The 18,031-nt window shown below is 71.6% G+C and carries 19 protein-coding genes and 1 tRNA gene; 13 read left to right on the top strand and 7 right to left on the bottom strand.

Annotated features, from left to right (window positions below; translation table 11 throughout):
- Nucleotides 1–32: 32 nt before the first annotated feature.
- Nucleotides 33–752, bottom strand: coding sequence for a hypothetical protein (locus PD653B2_RS17745; protein WP_085873726.1), 720 nt, complete (start codon nucleotides 750–752; stop codon nucleotides 33–35).
- Between the two features lie 153 nt (nucleotides 753–905).
- Here PD653B2_RS17745 and PD653B2_RS17740 point away from each other — a divergent pair, with 153 nt between their 5' ends.
- The 5 genes from PD653B2_RS17740 to PD653B2_RS17720 all read left to right on the top strand — a co-directional run bounded on the left by PD653B2_RS17740 (nucleotide 906) and on the right by PD653B2_RS17720 (nucleotide 5,752).
- Complete coding sequence (locus PD653B2_RS17740) at nucleotides 906–1,598, top strand: 4a-hydroxytetrahydrobiopterin dehydratase (protein ID WP_085873725.1); 693 nt, start codon at nucleotides 906–908, stop codon at nucleotides 1,596–1,598.
- 222 nt (nucleotides 1,599–1,820) lie between these two features.
- Nucleotides 1,821–3,578 carry an acetolactate synthase large subunit gene (locus tag PD653B2_RS17735; RefSeq protein WP_089504009.1) on the top strand — a complete coding sequence of 586 codons (1,758 nt, stop codon included), beginning with the start codon at nucleotides 1,821–1,823 and terminating at the stop codon, nucleotides 3,576–3,578.
- Nucleotides 3,575–4,129, top strand: a complete 555-nt coding sequence (ilvN, locus tag PD653B2_RS17730) for an acetolactate synthase small subunit (protein WP_085873723.1) — start codon at nucleotides 3,575–3,577, stop codon at nucleotides 4,127–4,129. Before PD653B2_RS17735 ends, ilvN begins: the two co-directional genes overlap by 4 nt.
- Before the next feature lie 30 nt (nucleotides 4,130–4,159).
- Nucleotides 4,160–5,188, top strand: a complete 1,029-nt coding sequence (ilvC, locus tag PD653B2_RS17725) for a ketol-acid reductoisomerase (protein ID WP_085873722.1) — start codon at nucleotides 4,160–4,162, stop codon at nucleotides 5,186–5,188.
- A 99-nt stretch (nucleotides 5,189–5,287) separates the two neighbouring features.
- Nucleotides 5,288–5,752, top strand: a complete 465-nt coding sequence (locus PD653B2_RS17720; RefSeq protein WP_085873721.1) for a hypothetical protein — start codon at nucleotides 5,288–5,290, stop codon at nucleotides 5,750–5,752.
- A 30-nt stretch (nucleotides 5,753–5,782) separates the two neighbouring features.
- Here PD653B2_RS17720 and PD653B2_RS17715 read toward each other — a convergent pair whose 3' ends face one another.
- The gene (locus PD653B2_RS17715; RefSeq protein ID WP_085873720.1) at nucleotides 5,783–6,145 is read right to left on the bottom strand and encodes a DUF6907 domain-containing protein; all 363 of its coding nucleotides are present in this window, start codon (nucleotides 6,143–6,145) and stop codon (nucleotides 5,783–5,785) included.
- A 170-nt stretch (nucleotides 6,146–6,315) separates the two neighbouring features.
- On the opposite strand from PD653B2_RS17715, the gene PD653B2_RS17710 reads away from it, so the two are divergent.
- The 5 genes from PD653B2_RS17710 (at nucleotide 6,316) to efeB (ending at nucleotide 10,820) form a co-directional block, all read left to right on the top strand.
- Nucleotides 6,316–6,597, top strand: coding sequence for a helix-turn-helix domain-containing protein (locus PD653B2_RS17710; RefSeq protein ID WP_242665335.1), 282 nt, complete (start codon nucleotides 6,316–6,318; stop codon nucleotides 6,595–6,597).
- Nucleotides 6,598–6,672: 75 nt separating this feature from the next.
- Nucleotides 6,673–7,398: a DsbA family oxidoreductase gene (locus PD653B2_RS17705; RefSeq protein ID WP_242665334.1), complete on the top strand. Its 726-nt coding sequence runs from the start codon at nucleotides 6,673–6,675 to the stop codon at nucleotides 7,396–7,398.
- 66 nt (nucleotides 7,399–7,464) lie between these two features.
- Entirely contained in the window at nucleotides 7,465–8,364 is a 900-nt protein-coding gene (gene efeU / locus PD653B2_RS17700; RefSeq protein WP_085873717.1) for an iron uptake transporter permease EfeU, read from the top strand.
- 6 nt (nucleotides 8,365–8,370) lie between these two features.
- Nucleotides 8,371–9,534 carry an iron uptake system protein EfeO gene (efeO, locus tag PD653B2_RS17695; protein ID WP_085873716.1) on the top strand — a complete coding sequence of 388 codons (1,164 nt, stop codon included), beginning with the start codon at nucleotides 8,371–8,373 and terminating at the stop codon, nucleotides 9,532–9,534.
- Entirely contained in the window at nucleotides 9,531–10,820 is a 1,290-nt protein-coding gene (gene efeB / locus PD653B2_RS17690; RefSeq protein ID WP_089504013.1) for an iron uptake transporter deferrochelatase/peroxidase subunit, read from the top strand. The genes efeO and efeB overlap by 4 nt, the downstream gene beginning before the upstream one ends.
- On the opposite strand, the gene PD653B2_RS17685 is transcribed toward efeB, so the two are convergent.
- Nucleotides 10,802–11,365 carry a GNAT family N-acetyltransferase gene (locus tag PD653B2_RS17685; RefSeq protein ID WP_165763528.1) on the bottom strand — a complete coding sequence of 188 codons (564 nt, stop codon included), beginning with the start codon at nucleotides 11,363–11,365 and terminating at the stop codon, nucleotides 10,802–10,804. The genes efeB and PD653B2_RS17685 overlap by 19 nt on opposite strands.
- 176 nt (nucleotides 11,366–11,541) lie before the next feature.
- Nucleotides 11,542–13,095, bottom strand: coding sequence for an ATP-binding cassette domain-containing protein (locus PD653B2_RS17680; protein ID WP_085873774.1), 1,554 nt, complete (start codon nucleotides 13,093–13,095; stop codon nucleotides 11,542–11,544).
- 226 nt (nucleotides 13,096–13,321) lie between these two features.
- Here PD653B2_RS17680 and serA point away from each other — a divergent pair, with 226 nt between their 5' ends.
- Nucleotides 13,322–14,902, top strand: a complete 1,581-nt coding sequence (serA, locus tag PD653B2_RS17675; protein ID WP_085873714.1) for a phosphoglycerate dehydrogenase — start codon at nucleotides 13,322–13,324, stop codon at nucleotides 14,900–14,902.
- Nucleotides 14,903–14,910: 8 nt separating this feature from the next.
- Here serA and PD653B2_RS17670 read toward each other — a convergent pair whose 3' ends face one another.
- On the bottom strand, nucleotides 14,911–15,159 hold the full coding sequence (locus tag PD653B2_RS17670) for a hypothetical protein (protein WP_133058859.1): 249 nt from the start codon (nucleotides 15,157–15,159) through the stop codon (nucleotides 14,911–14,913).
- A gap of 143 nt (nucleotides 15,160–15,302) precedes the next feature.
- On the opposite strand from PD653B2_RS17670, the gene PD653B2_RS17665 reads away from it, so the two are divergent.
- On the top strand, nucleotides 15,303–15,773 hold the full coding sequence (locus PD653B2_RS17665) for a tRNA (cytidine(34)-2'-O)-methyltransferase (protein ID WP_085873712.1): 471 nt from the start codon (nucleotides 15,303–15,305) through the stop codon (nucleotides 15,771–15,773).
- A gap of 9 nt (nucleotides 15,774–15,782) precedes the next feature.
- Here the strand turns inward: PD653B2_RS17665 and PD653B2_RS17660 are convergent.
- Nucleotides 15,783–15,856, bottom strand: a tRNA-Gly gene (locus tag PD653B2_RS17660).
- Nucleotides 15,857–16,081: 225 nt separating this feature from the next.
- On the opposite strand from PD653B2_RS17660, the gene PD653B2_RS17655 reads away from it, so the two are divergent.
- Complete coding sequence (locus PD653B2_RS17655; RefSeq protein ID WP_207559224.1) at nucleotides 16,082–16,876, top strand: SDR family NAD(P)-dependent oxidoreductase; 795 nt, start codon at nucleotides 16,082–16,084, stop codon at nucleotides 16,874–16,876.
- A 67-nt stretch (nucleotides 16,877–16,943) separates the two neighbouring features.
- On the opposite strand, the gene PD653B2_RS17650 is transcribed toward PD653B2_RS17655, so the two are convergent.
- Nucleotides 16,944–17,960, bottom strand: coding sequence for an FUSC family protein (locus PD653B2_RS17650; protein ID WP_085873710.1), 1,017 nt, complete (start codon nucleotides 17,958–17,960; stop codon nucleotides 16,944–16,946).
- Nucleotides 17,961–18,031: the final 71 nt, after the last annotated feature.

Genomic DNA, 18,031 nt, shown 5'->3' with positions numbered 1-18,031 from the left:
GCATCGGACGGATTTCGGTGAACCGGTGCCGGTCAGCCGACGGCTCGGTTGTGGCGGTCGCCGAAGGCGAAGCCGACGCCGAGGAGCAGGACGAGGACGGGGCCGGTGAAGCCCGCCATGTACTGGAGCGGCGAGATGCCGAACAGCATCGTGATCCCGCCGAGGACGGCGGCGGTCCAGCCGATCCACCGCGGTGCGGCGGCGTGCCGCAGGGCCGCGACGGCGACGGTGACGCCGGTGACGCCCGCGCCGACCCACAGCCACGGGATGGTGCCGACCCAGTGGCCGACGAGCGCCGCGAACTCCGGGTCGAGCCGGACGTCGTCGTTGCTGACGCCGAAGACGATCTCGGTCGTGAAGCCGGCACCCAGGACGGCGACCACGGCGGTGAGCAACAGCCCACCCGCGGCGACCTCCGGCAGCAGGCTGTCGGCCGGCGCCTGGGCCCGGAGCCGCCGCCGCAGACCGGCGGCGAAGACGAGCATGAGGAGGGCCGCCCCGACCATCGAGAAGTGCAGGGCGAGGAGCTGCGGCACGAAGTCGCCGAGCCGGTCCGCGATCCGCTCGGCGTCGCCGGCGTACGTCTCGTCGTAGACGGCGTCGATCTGGAGCGACGCCTGGATGCCGACGACGCCGGCGAGGCCGGCGGCGGCACCGGCGAAGGCCCATGCGCGGCCGGCGGTGGGGGTGACGCGCCGCGGGCGGAGCTCGAGCTCGTCGCGCTGCTGGCCGGTGGTGCTGGTGGTGGTCACGGTGGTTCTCCTGGGTCGTGGTGGTGGACGACCTCCAGGCTGGGCCACCCGGCGTCCCGGTCGTCAGGGCAGCGCGTCCCGACTTGTCGGGATGCTGTGCGAGGGTGGAGAGGCAGCCGTCAAACCCGGACCGATCGGACAGGTGGTGCTCCCATGAGCGAGCGAGACATCCAGGACCGCGACCCGAAGCAGCCCCTCCGCTACCCCGAGGTGGTGGCCGAGGAGGGTCTCGACGACTGGCGCTTCTTCCTCATGAAGCTGCACGCCCGCTTCAAGACCGGCAGCTTCGCGAAGGGCCTCGAGCTGGTCACCCGGATCGCCCAGGCTGCCGAGGAGGCCGACCACCACCCCGACGTCGCGCTGACCTACCCCCAGGTGGACGTCGACCTGCAGAGCCACGACGTGCACGGCGTGACCAGCCGCGACCTCGCCCTGGCCCGCAGGATCTCCGAGATCGCCGCCGAGCTCGGCGTCGAGGCGGCACCGCGGGAGGTCTCCACCCTCGAGCTCGCCCTCGACGTGCCCGACGCCGGCGAGGTGCAGCCGTTCTGGGCGGCCGTGCTCGGCTACGACGCCGGCCCGGGTGACGTCGTCGACCCGGGCGGCCGCAACAACGCGCTCTGGTTCCAGCCCGCCCCCGACGCGACCGGCGAGGTGCAGCAGCGCTTCCACCTCGACATCGTGGTCCCGCGCGAGGTCGCCGAGGAGCGGGTGGCGGCCGCGGTCGCCGCCGGCGGGACCCTGGTCAGCACCGACGACGTGCCGGCCTTCTGGGTGCTCGCCGACGCGCACGGCAACAAGGTCTGCGTGTGCACCGCGGACGGCCGCGAGCCCGCCACGGAGTGAGACGCCCGTCCCGCATGTTGGGACGCGTGGCACACTCGGATGACGGCTGCGAGGGCGAGCGGCTACCGTGAGCCCATGCGCAAGGACATTCTTGTACGCACGCGACGTGTGGGCTGAGTCGACCTCGACTCGAGCGCGCACGTCACCCCTCGCCGCCCCACCGGGCCGAGGGGTTTTTTGTTGGGCAGGGCACGGGCAGCAGCGAGACAGGAAGCAGATCCGATGAGCGAGCAGATGACGGGCGCACAGAGCCTGATCAGGTCGCTGGAGGCCGCAGGGACCGAGCACATCTTCGGGATCCCGGGCGGCGCGATCCTCCCGGCGTACGACCCCCTCATGGACTCCTCGATCCGCCACATTCTGGTGCGGCACGAGCAGGGCGCGGGTCACGCCGCCCAGGGGTACGCCGCCGCCACCGGGCGGGTGGGCGTCTGCATGGCGACCTCCGGTCCCGGGGCCACGAACCTGGTCACCCCCCTGGCGGACGCGCACATGGACTCCGTGCCGATGGTGGCCGTCACCGGCCAGGTCGGCGCGATGCAGATCGGGACCGACGCCTTCCAGGAGGCCGACATCCGCGGCATCACGATGCCGATCACCAAGCACAACTTCCTGGTCACCGACCCGGCCGACATCCCGCGCACCGTCGCCGAGGCGTTCTACATCGCCTCGACCGGTCGCCCCGGCCCGGTGCTCGTCGACGTCGCGAAGTCCGCGCTCCAGGCGATGACGACGTACGCCTGGCCCGCCGAGCTCAACCTGCCCGGCTACCGCCCGGTGACCCGGCCGCACTCGAAGCAGATCCGGGAGGCCGCGAAGCTGATCCTCGAGGCCCGACGCCCGGTGCTGTACGTCGGCGGCGGCGTCATCCGCGCGCGGGCGTCGAAGGAGCTGCGCGCGCTCGCGGAATTCACCGGCATCCCCGTGGTCACGACCCTGATGGCCCGGGGGGCGTTCCCCGACAGCCACCCGCAGCACCTCGGCATGCCCGGGATGCACGGCACCGTCCCGGCGGTCGCCAGCCTCCAGCGCAGCGATCTGATCATCAGCCTCGGCGCCCGCTTCGACGACCGGGTGACCGGCAACCTCGACACGTTCGCCCCCGGCGCCCGGATCATCCACGCCGACATCGACCCGGCCGAGATCGGCAAGAACCGCGCCGTCGACGTGCCGATCGTCGGCGACTGCCGCGAGGTCATCGGCGACCTCGTCGTGGCGCTCCGGGCCGAGGCCGACGCTGGCCACACCGGGGACTACGAGTCCTGGGTCGAGTTCCTCGCGGGCGTGAAGAAGAAGTACGCACTCGGCTACGACAAGCCCACCGACGGCGGGCTCTCCCCGCAGTACGTCATCGAGCGGCTCGGCGCGATCGCCGGCCCGGAGGCGATCTACACCTCCGGGGTCGGCCAGCACCAGATGTGGGCCGCGCAGTTCATCGGCTACGAGCACCCGAACACCTGGATCAACTCCGGTGGGCTCGGCACCATGGGCTTCTCGGTGCCCGCCGCGATGGGCGCGAAGGTCGGCATGCCCGACTCCACCGTCTGGTCGATCGACGGCGACGGCTGCTTCCAGATGACCAACCAGGAGCTCGCCACCTGCGCGATCAACGACATCCCGATCAAGGTCGCGATCATCAACAACGAGTCGCTGGGCATGGTCCGCCAGTGGCAGACGCTCTTCTACAACGAGCGCTACTCCAACACCGACCTGCACTCCAAGCGGATCCCCGACTTCGTGAAGCTGGCCGAGGCCTACGGCTGCGTGGGCCTCGCGTGCGAGAGCCCCGAGGACGTCGACGCCACCATCACCAAGGCGATGGGGATCAACGACGTGCCGGTGGTGGTCGACTTCCGGGTCCACCGCGACGCGATGGTCTGGCCGATGGTCGCCGCCGGCACCAGCAACGACGACATCAAGTACGCCCGCGACATGGCGCCGAGGTTCGACGACGACGATGACCTGGAGGTGCGGCCGTGAACGCCGTTCCCGACTCGAAGCACACGCTCTCGGTCCTGGTGGAGAACAAGCCCGGCGTGCTCGCCCGGATCGCCGGCCTCTTCAGCCGCCGCGGCTTCAACATCGACTCGCTCGCGGTCGGCCCGACCGAGCACCCCGAGGTCTCGCGGATGACGATCGTGGTCAACGTCGAGGGCTCGCCGCTCGAGCAGGTCACCAAGCAGCTCAACAAGCTGGTCGAGGTGATCAAGATCGTCGAGCTCGACGGCCCCGCGTCGGTCAACCGCGAGCTGCTCCTGGTCAAGGTCAGGGCGGACGCCGAGTCCCGCGGCCAGGTCCTCGACACCGTGCAGCTCTTCCGGGCCAAGGTCGTCGACATCGCTCCCGACGCCGTGACGATCCAGGCCGTCGGCAACGCCGACAAGCTCGCCGACCTGCTCCGCGTGCTCGAGCCGTTCGGTATCCGCGAGCTCGTCCAGTCCGGCATGGTCGCGATCGGTCGCGGCTCCCGCTCCATCTCCGAGCGCAACCTGCGCCCGGTCACCATCCCTGCCCCGCCCGCAGCGGGCTGACGTAACACCCCTACAGAAGGAGAAGCCCCCGTGGCTGAGATGTTCTACGACGACGACGCCGACCTGTCCCTGATCCAGGGCAAGAACGTCGCGGTGATCGGGTACGGCAGCCAAGGCCACGCCCACGCGCTGTCCCTCCGCGACTCGGGCGTCGACGTCCGCATCGGCCTGCAGCCGGGCTCGAAGAGCCGGGCCAAGGCCGAGGCCGAGGGCCTGCGCGTCCTGACCCCCGCCGAGGCGGCCGAAGAGGCCGACGTCATCGTGATCCTGGCGCCGGACCAGCACCAGCGCAAGCTCTACGCCGAGGAGATCGAGCCGCAGCTCGCCGAGGGCGACACCCTCGTCTTCGGCCACGGCTTCAACATCCGCTTCGGCTACATCACCCCGCCCGAGGGTGTCGACGTCTTCATGGTCGCCCCGAAGGGCCCCGGCCACCTGGTCCGTCGCGAGTACGTCGACGGGCGCGGCGTCCCGGTGCTCGTCGCGGTCGAGAAGGACGCGTCCGGCAACGCCTGGCCGCTCGCCCTGTCGTACGCGAAGGGGATCGGCGGCCTGCGCGCCGGCGGCATCAAGACGACCTTCACCGAGGAGACCGAGACCGACCTGTTCGGTGAGCAGGCGGTCCTCTGCGGTGGCGCCTCGCAGCTGGTGATGTACGGCTTCGAGGTCCTCACCGAGGCCGGCTACCAGCCCGAGGTCGCCTACTTCGAGTGCCTCCACGAGCTCAAGCTGATCGTCGACCTCATGTACGAGGGCGGTATCGCCAAGCAGCGCTGGTCGGTCTCCGACACCGCCGAGTTCGGCGACTACGTCTCCGGCCCCCGCGTCATCACGCCCGACGTGAAGGCCAACATGGAGGCGGTCCTCGAGGACATCAAGAACGGCAAGTTCGCGGAGCGCTTCATCTCCGACATGGACAACGGCTCGCCGGAGTTCACGGAGTTCCGCAAGAAGGGGGAGGCGCACCCGATCGAGCAGACGGGCCGCGAGCTCCGCAAGCTGATGGCCTGGGTGAAGTCGCACGACTCCGACTACGTCGAGGGCACCTCAGCCCGCTGACCACCTGCCGAGCCGGCGTGGGTGACCGCCCACGCCGGCCGGTGTCGACCGCTCGCCGCATCGACGCGTATGGCCATACAGGTATGGTACCTTGCCCGGGTGGACATCGACGTGCCGCCGGGCAGCAGCTGCCGTACGGCGGTCGTCGCGGGCCTGGTCGCCGCGGCCCGGGCCACCGGGGACGCCGCGATGGTGACCGTCGGCCGGTCGACCCACGAGCGGGTCCGCGAGGCGCTCGACCCGAGGCTCGCCGGCCGGGAGGTGATGCTGTCGTTCCCCACCTCGGTGCTCCAGTCGGACCTCCGGTGCGAATGCCTGGTGGTGGTCGTCCCGGACGCGATCCTCGTTGCGTCGACGTCACCGCTGCGGCACCCGCGGACCGAGGTCCTGGAGATCCGGCGCTCGGAGATCACCCGGGTCGAGCTCGAGGCGGGCCCGAGGGCCGGGCGGACGTGCCTGGTCGCGACGCTCGAGGGTGCCTTCGGGTCGTGCTCGCTGATCCTGCCCCCGGGTGCCGGCCTGTTCGCGGGGTGGATGACCGGTCCGAGCCCCCGAGCGCCCTGACATCGCACCGGAGACCTCGGGCGGAGCCCGTCAGTCCTCGCCGGGGAGGCAGTGCCGGAGCCGGGTTGCGCTCTCACGAGTCAGGATCATCGCGCGGTCGGCGTCCTCGCTCTCGGCGATGACGACCCAGGCGTCCGCGTCTGCCGGGCCCTGGACCAGCTGCACCACGATCTCCGACGGGCGAGGCAGGTGGCGCAGCGTCGTCGCGTCGACATCGGCGAGCACCGCGGCGAAGACCGCGCCGCGGTCGCGGTGGACGTGGTCCTCGGGGTGGACGACCTCGCGGTGCTCGCCCGTGCACCACGAGGGGCAGGTCTCGCTCCGGCGGGAGTGGCGATGCGCCTCGCCGTCACCGTCACCGTCACCTGGAGGGTGGTGGTTGCCGTTCGTCATGCCTGTGCCTTCCCGGCGGGGAGTGGGGCTGGTCCCTGGTTGGTGACCGTAGGACTCGCAGCCGACATCGGGCCTCCGATCTCGCGCGTTGTCCACAGGTGAGGCGATCATCAGCCGTTTCCCATACTGGTATGACCATCTCCGACCTGTCGACAGGCAACGCTGGACGCGTGCCTGGCCGCGAATCACGTCCGACCTGGGAGGCGTTCGCGCGCGAGCTGGGCCACAACCTGGTGCGAGCGCGTGAAGCGACCGGCCTCAGCCAGGAGCGGGTCGCGCACGCGGCGGGCATCGCGTCGTACACGTACCAGAAGTTCGAGAAGGGCGAGTCCAAGCCGGGGACGCCGATGAACCCGCGCCTCACGACGCTGGTCGCGCTCAGCCAGGTCCTGGACGTGCCGCTGGTCGACCTGCTGCCCCGCGACCTGCCGGACCAGACGTCCGGGCGCTGACCGCGGACCCGTCGAGGGCGCGGTTGGGGGCGCCGGGGGACGCGGCACCCGGCAGGCCGGGAATGTGCGGCCCGGGTGGCTGGTTCCACCGACATGCGCATCGAGATCTGGAGTGACGTCGTCTGCCCGTGGTGCTATGTCGGGAAGCGTCGTCTCGAGACCGCCCTGTCGACGTTCGACCACGCCGACGAGGTCGAGGTGGTCTACCGCTCCTTCGAGCTCGACCCGAGCGCTCCGCACCACGGCCACGAGCTGTCGACCGCCGTGATCGCGCGCAAGTACGGCCGCAGCGAGGACGAGATGCGCGACATGCAGCAGCAGCTCGTCGACCTCGCCGCCGAGGAGGGCCTCGCCTTCCGGCTCTTCGAGACCGTGCACACCAACACCGTCGACGCGCACCGACTGCTCCAGCTCGCCCTGGAGACCGGTGGCCCCGCCCTGCAGCGCGAGCTCAAGGAGGCGCTCCTCGCGGCGTACTTCCTGCGCGCCGAGGACGTCGGCGACCACGCCGTGCTGACCGCCGTCGCGACCTCCGCCGGCCTCGACGAGGCCCGGGTGGGCGAGGTGCTGGCGAGCGACGAGTACGCCGAGGCGGTCGCCGCCGACATCGCCCAGGCCCGCGCGTACGGCGCGACCGGCGTGCCGTTCTTCGTGATCGATCGCAAGTACGGCGTCGCGGGCGCCCAGCCCGCCGCGGCGTTCAGCCAGGTGCTCGACCAGGCGTGGAGCGAGGCGCACCCCACCCTGCAGATGGCCGGTGGCGACGCGGAGGCCTGCGGGCCCGACGGCTGCGCGATCTGACCCACCAGGCGAGAAGTCCCAACAATGGTTAGGCAAACCTAACTCCTCGGCGTACGATCGGGTTTCGTGTTCGCGAACTACCTGATCGGCCTGCGTGAGGGCCTCGAGGCGGCGCTCGTCGTCAGCATCCTCGTGGCCTACCTCGTCAAGACCCGCCGACGCCACCTGCTGCCGCGGATCTGGGCCGGCGTCGCCATCGCCGTCCTCGTGTCGCTCGGCTTCGGCTTCGCGCTGTTCTACGGTCCACGCGGTCTGACGTTCGAGGCCCAGGAGGCCATCGGCGGCACGCTGTCGATCGTCGCGGTCGCCCTCGTCACCTGGATGATCTTCTGGATGGCCCGCGCCGCCCGGGGCCTCAGCGGCGAGCTGCGCGGCCAGATCGACGACGCGGCCGAGGGCACGTGGTTCGGCCTCGTGGTGGTCGCGATGCTGGCCGTGGGCCGCGAGGGGCTCGAGACCGCGCTCTTCCTCTGGTCGACGACCGAAGCCGCCACCCGCGACAGCAACGCGTCCTGGCAGCCGCTGGCCGGCGCCGCCCTGGGCATCGCCACCGCGGTCGTCCTCGGCTACCTCATCTACCGCGGCGCGATCTCGATCAACCTCAGCAAGTTCTTCGCCTGGACCGGCGGCTTCCTGATCCTGGTCGCGGGCGGCGTGCTGTCGTACGGCGCCCACGACCTCCAGGAGGCCGGCATCCTGCCCGGCGTCGACGACCTGGCGTGGGACGTCTCCGACACGGTCGACCCCACCAGCTGGTACGCCACGATCCTCAAGGGCGTCTTCAACTTCTCGCCGGCCACGACCTGGCTGGAGGCAGTGGTCTGGGTCCTCTACGTCGCCGTGACGATGACCCTCTTCATCCGCGGCGTCCGCCGCCGCAGCGCTCCCGTCGCCCCCACCGGCACGCCCGCCGACCACCCCGTCCCCGCAGCCGCCGAGTCGGCTCCGACGACCGAAGGATCCTGACACCCGATGCGCACGCCCCTGATCGTGGCCCTGCTGCTGGCCACGCCCCTCGTCGCCGCCTGCACCGAGAACGCCCCGGCCGGCGGCGGCGACGCCGGTGACGCCCGCACCGTCTCGGTCACCTCGACCGACGACGGCTGCGACGTCTCGACGGCCGAGGCTCCCTCGGGCACCCTCACCTTCGACGTCACCAACGCCGGCTCCCAGGTCACCGAGTTCTACCTGCTGGGCGAGGACGGCCTCCGGATCGTCGCCGAGGTCGAGAACGTCGGCCCGCAGCTGTCGCGCCAGCTGGTCGTGAACGCGCCCGCGGGGTCGTACTTCACCGCCTGCAAGCCGGGCATGAAGGGGGACGGCATCCGCGCCGACTTCACGGTCACCGAGTCCGCCGACGAGCCGAGCGTCTCCGCCGACGACCAGGAGCTGGTCGACGCCGCGCTGACGAACTACTCGGCGTACGTCCAGGACCAGTCCGACCAGCTGGTCGCGAAGACCCGGGAGTTCGTCGACCTCTACGAGGCCGGCAAGGACGACGAGGCCCGCGCGCTCTACCCCGAGGCCCGCACGCACTGGGAGCGGATCGAGACCGTGGCCGAGTCGTTCGGCGACCTCGACCCGCGGACCGACGCCCGCGAGGCCGACCTCGAGCCCGGGCAGAAGTGGACCGGCTGGCACCGCATCGAGAAGGACCTGTGGCCCCAGCTCGCGGAGGACTACACGCCGCTCACCCCCAAGCAGCGCGCCTTCTACGCCGACGACCTGATGAAGAACATCACCACGCTCGACAACCGGGTCCAGGGCCTCGACTACACGGTCGACCAGATCGCCAACGGCTCGCGCGGCCTGCTCGAGGAGGTCGCGGCCGGCAAGGTCACCGGCGAGGAGGAGTACTGGTCGCACACCGATCTATGGGACTTCCAGGCCAACGTCGACGGCGCCCGGGTGGGCTTCGAGGGCCTCGAGCCGATCGTCGAGCAGAAGGACCCCGCGCTCGCGAAGACGCTGACCGCCCGCTTCGCCGACCTGCAGACGCTGCTCGACGCGCAGAAGACCGACACCGGCTTCACGTTCTACGACCAGCTCGGCCAGGACGAGATCAAGGATCTCGCCAACGCCGTCAACGCGCTCTCCGAGCCGCTGTCCCGGCTCACCGCGGCGGTGCTGTCCTGAACGAGCAGCAGCCTCAGGAGAAGCAGGGCCGCGGGCTCTCCCGGCGCGGCCTGGTCGGCGGCGGCGTCGCCGCGGCCGGGCTGGCCGCGGGCGCGTTCGCGGCCGGTCGGGCGACCGCGGCCGACGGTGAGCCCGCTCCCGGCGGCGGCGACGCCTTCGCGTTCCGCGGGGAGCACCAGGCCGGCATCGTCACGCCCGCCCAGGATCGGCTGCACTTCGCGGCGTTCGACGTCACCACCAGCTCGCGCGGCCAGCTGGTCGCGCTGCTGAAGGCCTGGACCGAGGCCGCGGACCGGATGACCCGGGGCCTGCCCGCCGGCGAGATCGGCCCGACCGAGGGCTCGGTCAACCTGCCGCCCGACGACACCGGCGAGGCCATCGGCCTGCCCGCCGGCGGGCTCACGATCACCTTCGGCTTCGGCCCGACGCTCTTCCGCGACGACGACGGCCGCGACCGGTTCGGCCTCGCCGACCGCCAGCCCCAGGCGCTGCGCACGCTGCCGCACTTCCCGGCCGACGTGCTCGACCCCGCCAAGTCGTACGGCGACCTCTGCGTCCAGGCGTGCGCCGACGACCCGCAGGTCGCCGTGCACGCGATCCGCAACCTGGCCCGGATCGGCTTCGGCACCGTGGCGGTGCGCTGGTCCCAGCTCGGCTTCGGCCGCACGTCGACCACCTCGACGGCCCAGTCCACGCCGCGCAACCTCTTCGGCTTCAAGGACGGCACGTCCAACATCAAGTCCGAGGAGACGAAGGACGTCGAGGAGCACGTCTGGGTCGCCCCCGGCGCCGACGCGAAGGCCGACTGGCTGGCCGGCGGCTCCTACCTGGTGGCCCGCCGCTTCAACATGAACATCGAGATCTGGGACCGGCAGACCCTCGGCGACCAGGAGGACTTCATCGGCCGCACCAAGGACACCGGTGCCCCGCTGTCCGGCGGCACCGAGTTCACCGAGCCGGACTTCTCGATGCCCGGCAGCAACGGCCCGGTCATCGCCAAGGACGCGCACGTCCGGCTGGTGCACCCCGACTTCAACCACGGGGCCCGGATGCTGCGCCGCGGCTACAACTTCGTCGACGGCTCCAACGCGATCGGCGGCCTCGACGCGGGGCTCTTCTTCATCGCCTACGTCTGCGACCCCGACACGCACTTCATCCCGATCCAGAACGCGATGGCGAAGTCCGACGCGCTGATGGAGTACCTCAAGGTGACCGGCTCCGCACTGTTCGCCGTACCGTCCGGCATCAAGCCGGGGGAGTACGTCGGTCAGTCGCTCTTCGCCTGATCCCGCCACGCGTCGGCGGTCATGACGAAGCAGGCCGACTCGCCCTCGTACCAGGTGTCAACGATGCCGCGGTCCTCCATGCCGAGGCGGCGCATCACCGCCTGCGACGCGACGTTGTCGGTGTGGCTGACGGCGATGATCTCCGGGAGCCCGGCGTCGAAGCCGTGGCCGAGCACCGCCCGCGCGGCCTCGCTGGCGTAGCCGTGTCCCCACGAGTCGGGGTGCAGGTGCCAGCCGATCTCGACCTCGCCGTGATCGGCGTGCGGGAGGGTCAGCAGCAGCACCGTGCCGAGCACGACACCGTCGGCGACCCGCTCGACCGACCAGAAGCCGAGCGGCGGGGTGGCGCTGAGCTCGGCGTACCGGTCGATCCTCCGGTGCGCCTCGTCGAGGTCCTTCATCAGCACGGGCTCGCCGTCGCCCAGCCACTTGACGACCTCGATCCGGCTCTGGATGTCGAGCAGTCGGGCGGCGTCCTCGTGGCGCCAGGGCCGGATCAGCAGGCGGTCGGTCTCCAGGTGCACGACGCTCAGCCTGTCAGTCACCCGGCCGATCGCTTTGCGGTTTGGTCCCAAACCGCAAAGATTCAGGCCGAAATCCTGCGGTTTGTGACCAAGGGAGCGCTCCCGCGACCGGGGCGGCGACGCCGCGCGTGCGACGACCGGCCGGCGGTGAGCCCGCAACCGATGTTCGTCCGGGCCGGGTGCTCACTCACCGCTGGTCAGGTCGCCCGGCGCGAAGGACCGCCCTCGGCCCCGAGGTCCAGCACCCGCTCGACCCCGATGTCCTCGAGGAACCCCTCGTCGTGGCTGGCCACGACCAGCGCCCCGCGGTACGACTCGAGCGCGGAGACCAGGGCGTCGTACGACGCGAAGTCGAGGTTGTTGGTGGGCTCGTCGAGCAGCAGTAGCTGCGGCGCCGGGTCGGCCAACAGCAGCGCGGCCAGGGTCGCCCGGAAGCGCTCACCCCCGGACAGGTCTCCGACCCGCTTGTCGGCGAGCGCGCCCCGGAAGAGGAAGCGCGCGAGCCGGGCGCGGACGAGGTTGGGGTCGGCGCCGGGTGACCGCGCCGCCACGTTCGCGTAGACCGACCCGTCGTCGTCGAGCACGTCGAGCCGCTGGGGGAGGAGCGCGACCGGCACCCGCGCCTGGCCGGCGAGCCGCCGCAGGAGCGTGGTCTTGCCCGAGCCGTTGGGCCCGACGACCGCGATCCGGTCCGGGCCGGCGACCGCGAGGTCGTCGCCGTCCAGCACCACCCGGCCGCGGGGCACCTCCGTGCCGGGCAGGTCGATGCGGATCTCCCGGTCCTCGCGCAGCCGCGACTCCGCGTCGGTGAGCCGCTCGCGCGCCTGGTCGAGCCGGTCGTCGTGGACGTGGCGGTACTTCGCGGCGGACTTCTCGGCCTGGTTGCGCTTGGTGTTGATCGCCGCCTTGCCCAGGCCCGTGGTGGCCTCCGCCTTCCTGGCGGTACGGCGGCGCTGGGCGAGCACCCGCTCGGCCTCGGCCCGGTCGTTGCGCTGCCGGCGCACGTCGGACCGGGCGCTCGTCACGGCCTGCTCGGCCGCCGCCTGCTCGGCGGCGACCTGGGCGGCGTACGCCGAGTGACCGCCGCCGTACCAGCGCACCACGCCGTCGCGCAGGTCGCCGATCCGGTCCATCCGCTCGAGCAGGTCGCGGTCGTGGCTGACGACGAGCAGCGATCGGGTCCAGCCCTCGACGACGTCGTACAGGCGTGCTCGTGCGTCGGTGTCGAGGTTGTTGGTCGGCTCGTCGAGGAGGAGCACGTCGGGACGGCGCAGCAGCAGGCGCGCCAGCCCGAGCTGGGTGACCTCGCCGCCGGACATCTCGCCGAGCCTCCGGTCGAGCAGGTCGCCGGGGAGACCGAGCCGGCCGAGCTCGGCGACGGCGCGGTCCTCGACGTCCCAGTCGTCGCCGATCGTCTCGAAGAGGTGCTCGTCGACGGCGCCCCCCTCGACGGCACGCACCGCGCGTCGTACCTCGCCGATGCCGAGGAAGTCGGCGACCGGCTGGTCGACGGCGAGGGTGAGGTCCTGCGGGAGGTAGCCGACCTCGCCGGCGACGTGGACGTGCCCGCCGGTGGGTTGCAGCACGCCGGCGGCGAGACGCAGCAGGGTGGACTTCCCGGCGCCGTTGACACCGACGAGGCCGGAGCGTCCGGGGCTGACGAGGAGGTCGAGGCCGCGGAGGACCGACGTGCCGTCCGGCCAGGTGAAGTCGAGCCGGGAGGCGCTGATGACAGGGGTGGGTGAGGACATGACGAAGCTCTCGGTGGGAGGGAGGACGGCCTGCACCTCAGAGCTTCAAATCGACCTGCCACCGGGAGGGGATACGACCTCTCGAGGGTAGGCACTCCGGGCTGTGGACGCCACCGGTTATCCCGGACCGGTCGGGTACAGTTTCGCGAAGCACAGCGCCGTGCCCGACCGGTCCACCGGTCGTTATTCATCCCGCACCAATGCCGAGGAATGAACCGCTGTGAGCATGCCTGTCGTCCTGATCGCCGAAGAGCTGAGCCCCGCGACCGTCGAGGCGCTCGGTCCCGACTTCGAGATCCGGCACTGCAACGGCGCCGACCGCGGCGAGCTCCTCGAGGCCATCGCCACCGCCGACGCGATCCTGGTCCGCTCGGCCACGAAGGTCGACGCCGAAGCGCTGGCCGCCGCGCCCCGCCTCAAGGTCGTCGCGCGCGCCGGGGTCGGCCTCGACAACGTCGACGTCCGCGCTGCGACCCAGTCCGGGGTGATGGTCGTCAACGCGCCCACCTCCAACATCGTCTCCGCCGCCGAGCTCGCCGTCGCGCTGATGCTCGCCGCGGCCCGCCACGTCTCGCCGGCCCACGCCGCGCTCAAGAACGGCGAGTGGAAGCGGTCGCGCTACACCGGCATCGAGCTCTACGAGAAAACCGTCGGCATCGTCGGCTTGGGCCGGATCGGGGTGCTCGTCGCCCAGCGCCTGTCGGCCTTCGGCATGAAGGTCATCGCCTACGACCCCTACGTCCAGGCCGGTCGCGCCGCCCAGATGGGCGTCCGCCTGGTCGACCTCGACACCCTGCTCGCGGAGTCCGACTTCATGTCGGTGCACCTCCCCAAGACCTCCGAGACCGTCGGCCTGATCGGCGTCGAGCAGCTCCACCGGGTCAAGCCGTCGCTGGTCCTGGTCAACGCGGCGCGGGGCGGCATCGTCGACGAGGCCGCGCTCTACTCCGCGCTCAAGGAGGGCCGGGTCGCCGCAGCCGGCCTCGACGTCTTCGCCCAGGAGCCGTGCACCGACAGCCCGCTCTTCGAGCTCGAGAACGTCGTCGCGACGCCCCATCTGGGTGCCTCCACCGACGAGGCACAGGAGAAGGCCGGCATCGCCGTGGCCCGCTCGGTCCGGCTCGCGCTGTCGGGCGAGCTGGTGCCCGACGCCGTCAACGTCCAGGGCGGCGTGATCGCCGAGGACGTCCGGCCCGGCATCCCGCTGTCCGAGAAGCTCGGCCGGATCTTCACCGGTCTGGCCGGCGAGGTCGCCCAGCAGATCGACGTCGAGGTGCGCGGCGAGATCACCGACTTCGACGTCAAGGTGCTCGAGCTGGCCGCCCTCAAGGGCGTCTTCGCCGACATCGTCGAGGAGCAGGTCTCCTATGTGAACGCGCCGCTGCTCGCGGCCGAGCGCGGGACCGCCGTACGCCTCGTGGTCGACCCGGAGAGCCCCGACCACCGCAACCTGATCACCATCCGCGGCACGCTCGGCGACGGCTCACAGGTCTCGGTCAGTGGCACCCTGGTCGGGATCAACCAGCGGGAGCGGATCGTCGAGGTCAACGGCTTCGACGTCGACCTCGAGCCCACCCAGCACCTCGCGTTCCTGACGTACGGCGACCGCCCCGGCATGGTCGGCACCGTCGGCGGCATCCTGGGTGACGCCGGCGTCAACATCGCCGGCATGCAGGTCTCCCGCGACGCCAAGGGCGGCCAGGCCCTCGTCGCGCTGTCCGTCGACTCGGCCATCTCGGCCGACACGCTCGCGGACATCCAGCACGCCATGGACGCCGCCTCGGTGCGCGCCGTAGACCTCGTCTGACGACCCGGCTACGAGGTCCCGCGGGGGACGGCCCGGTACTCGGTGGCCGGACCACCCGTGACCGGGTTGGTCCATTTCTCGCTGTCGCGGGTCTCGTACAGCCCGAGCTCGAGGCCGTGCAGGAAGGCGAGTCGGACGGTCACCCGGTGGAAGCCGATGCGCTTGCCCATGGCAGCCGGCGTGGTGAAGTCGCCGAAGGCGAGCATGTGCTCGTAGATGACCTCGTCGTTCAGTCTCTTGGTTTCTCTCTGTGGCACACCAGCACCGTAGCCGGAGGCGCCGACCATCGATCTCGTCGAGACGCCCGGGCTGCTCGCTCCCGATGCCCGAGGAGCCGGTCACGAGCCAGGCTCCAGGAGGCTGCATCGCGGCACGCGGAGGTCGGCCGATAGTTTGAGGCGTGTTCCACGTGATGTTCCTCGAGCCCCGCATCCCACCCAACACGGGCAACGCGATCCGGATGGTGGCCGGGACCGGCGCCAGCCTGCACCTGGTCGAACCCCTCGGGTTCGACCTGTCGGAGCCCAAGCTGAAGCGCGCGGGACTCGACTACCACGACCTCGCGTCGATCACGGTGCACCCCGACCTCGACACCGCGCTGACCGGTGCGGCGCTGGCGTCGTCGCGGGTCTTCGCCTTCACCGCCCACGCCACCCGGTGGTACACCGACGTCGAGTTCCAGCCCGGCGACGTGCTGCTCTTCGGCCCCGAACCGACCGGCCTGTCGGACGAGGTGCTGAGCCACGAGCGCGTCACGGACCGACTCCGCATCCCCATGGTGGCCGGGCGCCGGTCCCTCAACCTGTCCAACTCGGCGGCGGTGGTGACCTACGAGGCGTGGCGCCAACACGGGTTCCCCGGCGCGACGTAGCCGAGAGGGTGGAGCGGACGCGAGGATTTGAACCTCGACCCCTTCCCTGGAAGGGAAGCGTGCTGCAACTACACCACGTCCGCGAAGCCAGCCTCTGTCGAGCCTGACACGTTCGTAGTATGAACCACCTCTCGGACCGTCCGGGCGCCAGGGTGAGACCCCCGGCCCGGGACATGCGGCGGCAGACTTCCGCGAGGTCGACCAGCATCCGCACGGTGCCCGTGGGGTAATGACGAGTCATGGACGAGAATTCGAACGCCTCTCCTCCGCGAGGGCGCGCAGGCGACATCCAGCCACTCGAGGAGCCGGTGGCACCCGAGTTCCGCGCGGACGGCGTACGCGTGCTCGTCACCGGCGGCACCAGCGGCCTCGGTCACGCCATGGCCGCCGCGCTCATCGAGGCCGGCGCCCACGTGGCGATCACGGGCCGGGACCCCGCGCGTACCGCGGACGCCGCGGCGCGGCTCGCCGCGGACGGTGGCGTGGAGGACACCCGAGTGGTCGGTGTCGCCATGGACGTGCGCGACGAGGAGAGCGTCGAGCGCGGGGTGGAGGAGACCGTCCGCGCCTTCGGCGGCATCGATGTGGTGGTCAACAACGCCGGGATCGGCATGCGGACGGTGAACCCTCGGTTCCTCACCGACCCGCAGCCGTTCTGGCAGGTCAGCCCGCCCGGGTTCCGCGACCTGGTCGCCACCAACCTGACCGGGTACTTCCTGGTGGCCCGCGCCGTGGTGCCGCGGATGCTCTCGGCCGGCCGGGGCCGCATCGTCAACGTGACGATGAACCACTCCACCATGGTCCGACGCGGTTTCGTCCCGTACGGGCCGGCGCGGGCCGGCGCGGAGGCCTTGGCGCGGATCATGGCGGCCGACTTGGCGGACACGCCGATCACGGTGAACCAGGTGTTGCCCGGCGGCGCCACCGAGAGCGGCATGATCCCCGAGGACCTGCCGCTCGAGGCACGGGAGGGGTTGCTGCCGGCGGACGTGATGGCGGGCCCGATCCGCTGGCTGTGCTCGCCGGAGGCGGCCGGCGTCCACGACGAGCGGATCGTCGCGACGGAGTTCGCCAGCTGGTTGGCCTCCCGGTCCGCGCGCTGAGCTCCGCGCCGGCTCGGACGCCGGCGGGCGACCGGCGCGTAGCGCGACCGCGGCAGAGCCGGATGTCTCACTCTCGCGGATCGGTGATGAGGGTGGCGGCCAGCGCGATCGCGAGGCCGAGGAGGGTCTCGAGGGCGCGCTGAGCCAGCAGGGTGCCGATCGAGGCGGGCAGCATGAGGTCGCCGAGCACAAGCGCCATCGGGGTGAAGAAGACCAGGCCGAGGCTGTAGTTGCGCCCGGTGGTCAGCTCGGTGCAGGCCTGGAGCGCGGCGATCACGATGATCGCGGTGTAGCCGGTGGGATGGGCGGCCAGGACGAGGGCTGCGACGCCGAGCCCGGTGGCCGTGCCGATCACCCGCTGGGCGGCGCGCGCGAGGCGGGCGTGCAGGTCGGGTGCGGACATGGGCACGGATGCCGTGACGAAGGTCCAGTAGGGGTGGCCGATGCCGGTGGTCGCGACGGCGACGCCCGCGGCGCCGATGCCGAGCACGTAGCGGGCGGCGTGGCGGCCCGCCTGGTCGGGCGGGCGCAGGCCGCGCGTCGGCAGCCGACGCCGCGCCGGTTCGTCGCGGGCGCTGCACCCCGGGAGGGCCAGCAGGAGCGCGAAGGCGGCCGCGCCGGCCGCAGTGAGGGCGGCCGCGGGCACCGTGCTCAGCGGGATCGGGACGGTGGCCGAGGCAGTGAGGGCGAAGACCGGGTTGAGCGCTCCGGCCGGATGCCATCGTCCCCACTCGGCCAGCAGCACCGCGACCCCGGCCCAGGCGGCCCCGACCGGGATGAGCAGCCAGAGGCGGAACGGGAGGGTCGCCACCAGGGCACCGACGGCGACGCCGACCACCAGGACGACGCTCGCCTGCGCCTGCATGGCCAGGCGTGCCCGGGCCGGCTCGTGTCGTCCGTACAGGGCGGCGAAGGCGCCGATCGCCGCATACAGCAGCAGCTCGCCGCGGCCCGACGCCCAACAGGCCACCAGGGGCACGAGGATCGCCAGGCTCGCGCGCCCGGCGGTCCAGTGGGCGCCGGCGTGCGGGCCCAGGTCGAAGACCGTCGCCCACCAGGAGCGAGGCGGGGTGGCCTGCGTCATGGGGTCGCTCCGAGTTGCTACATGAGTGAAGTACCACCAGGTTACTACAGTGATGAACTAATCTGGGCAGG

It is taken from the genome of Nocardioides sp. PD653-B2, from assembly GCF_002117935.1.
GTDB lineage: Bacteria > Actinomycetota > Actinomycetes > Propionibacteriales > Nocardioidaceae > Nocardioides.
This window is presented reverse-complemented; position numbering and strand designations above follow the sequence as displayed.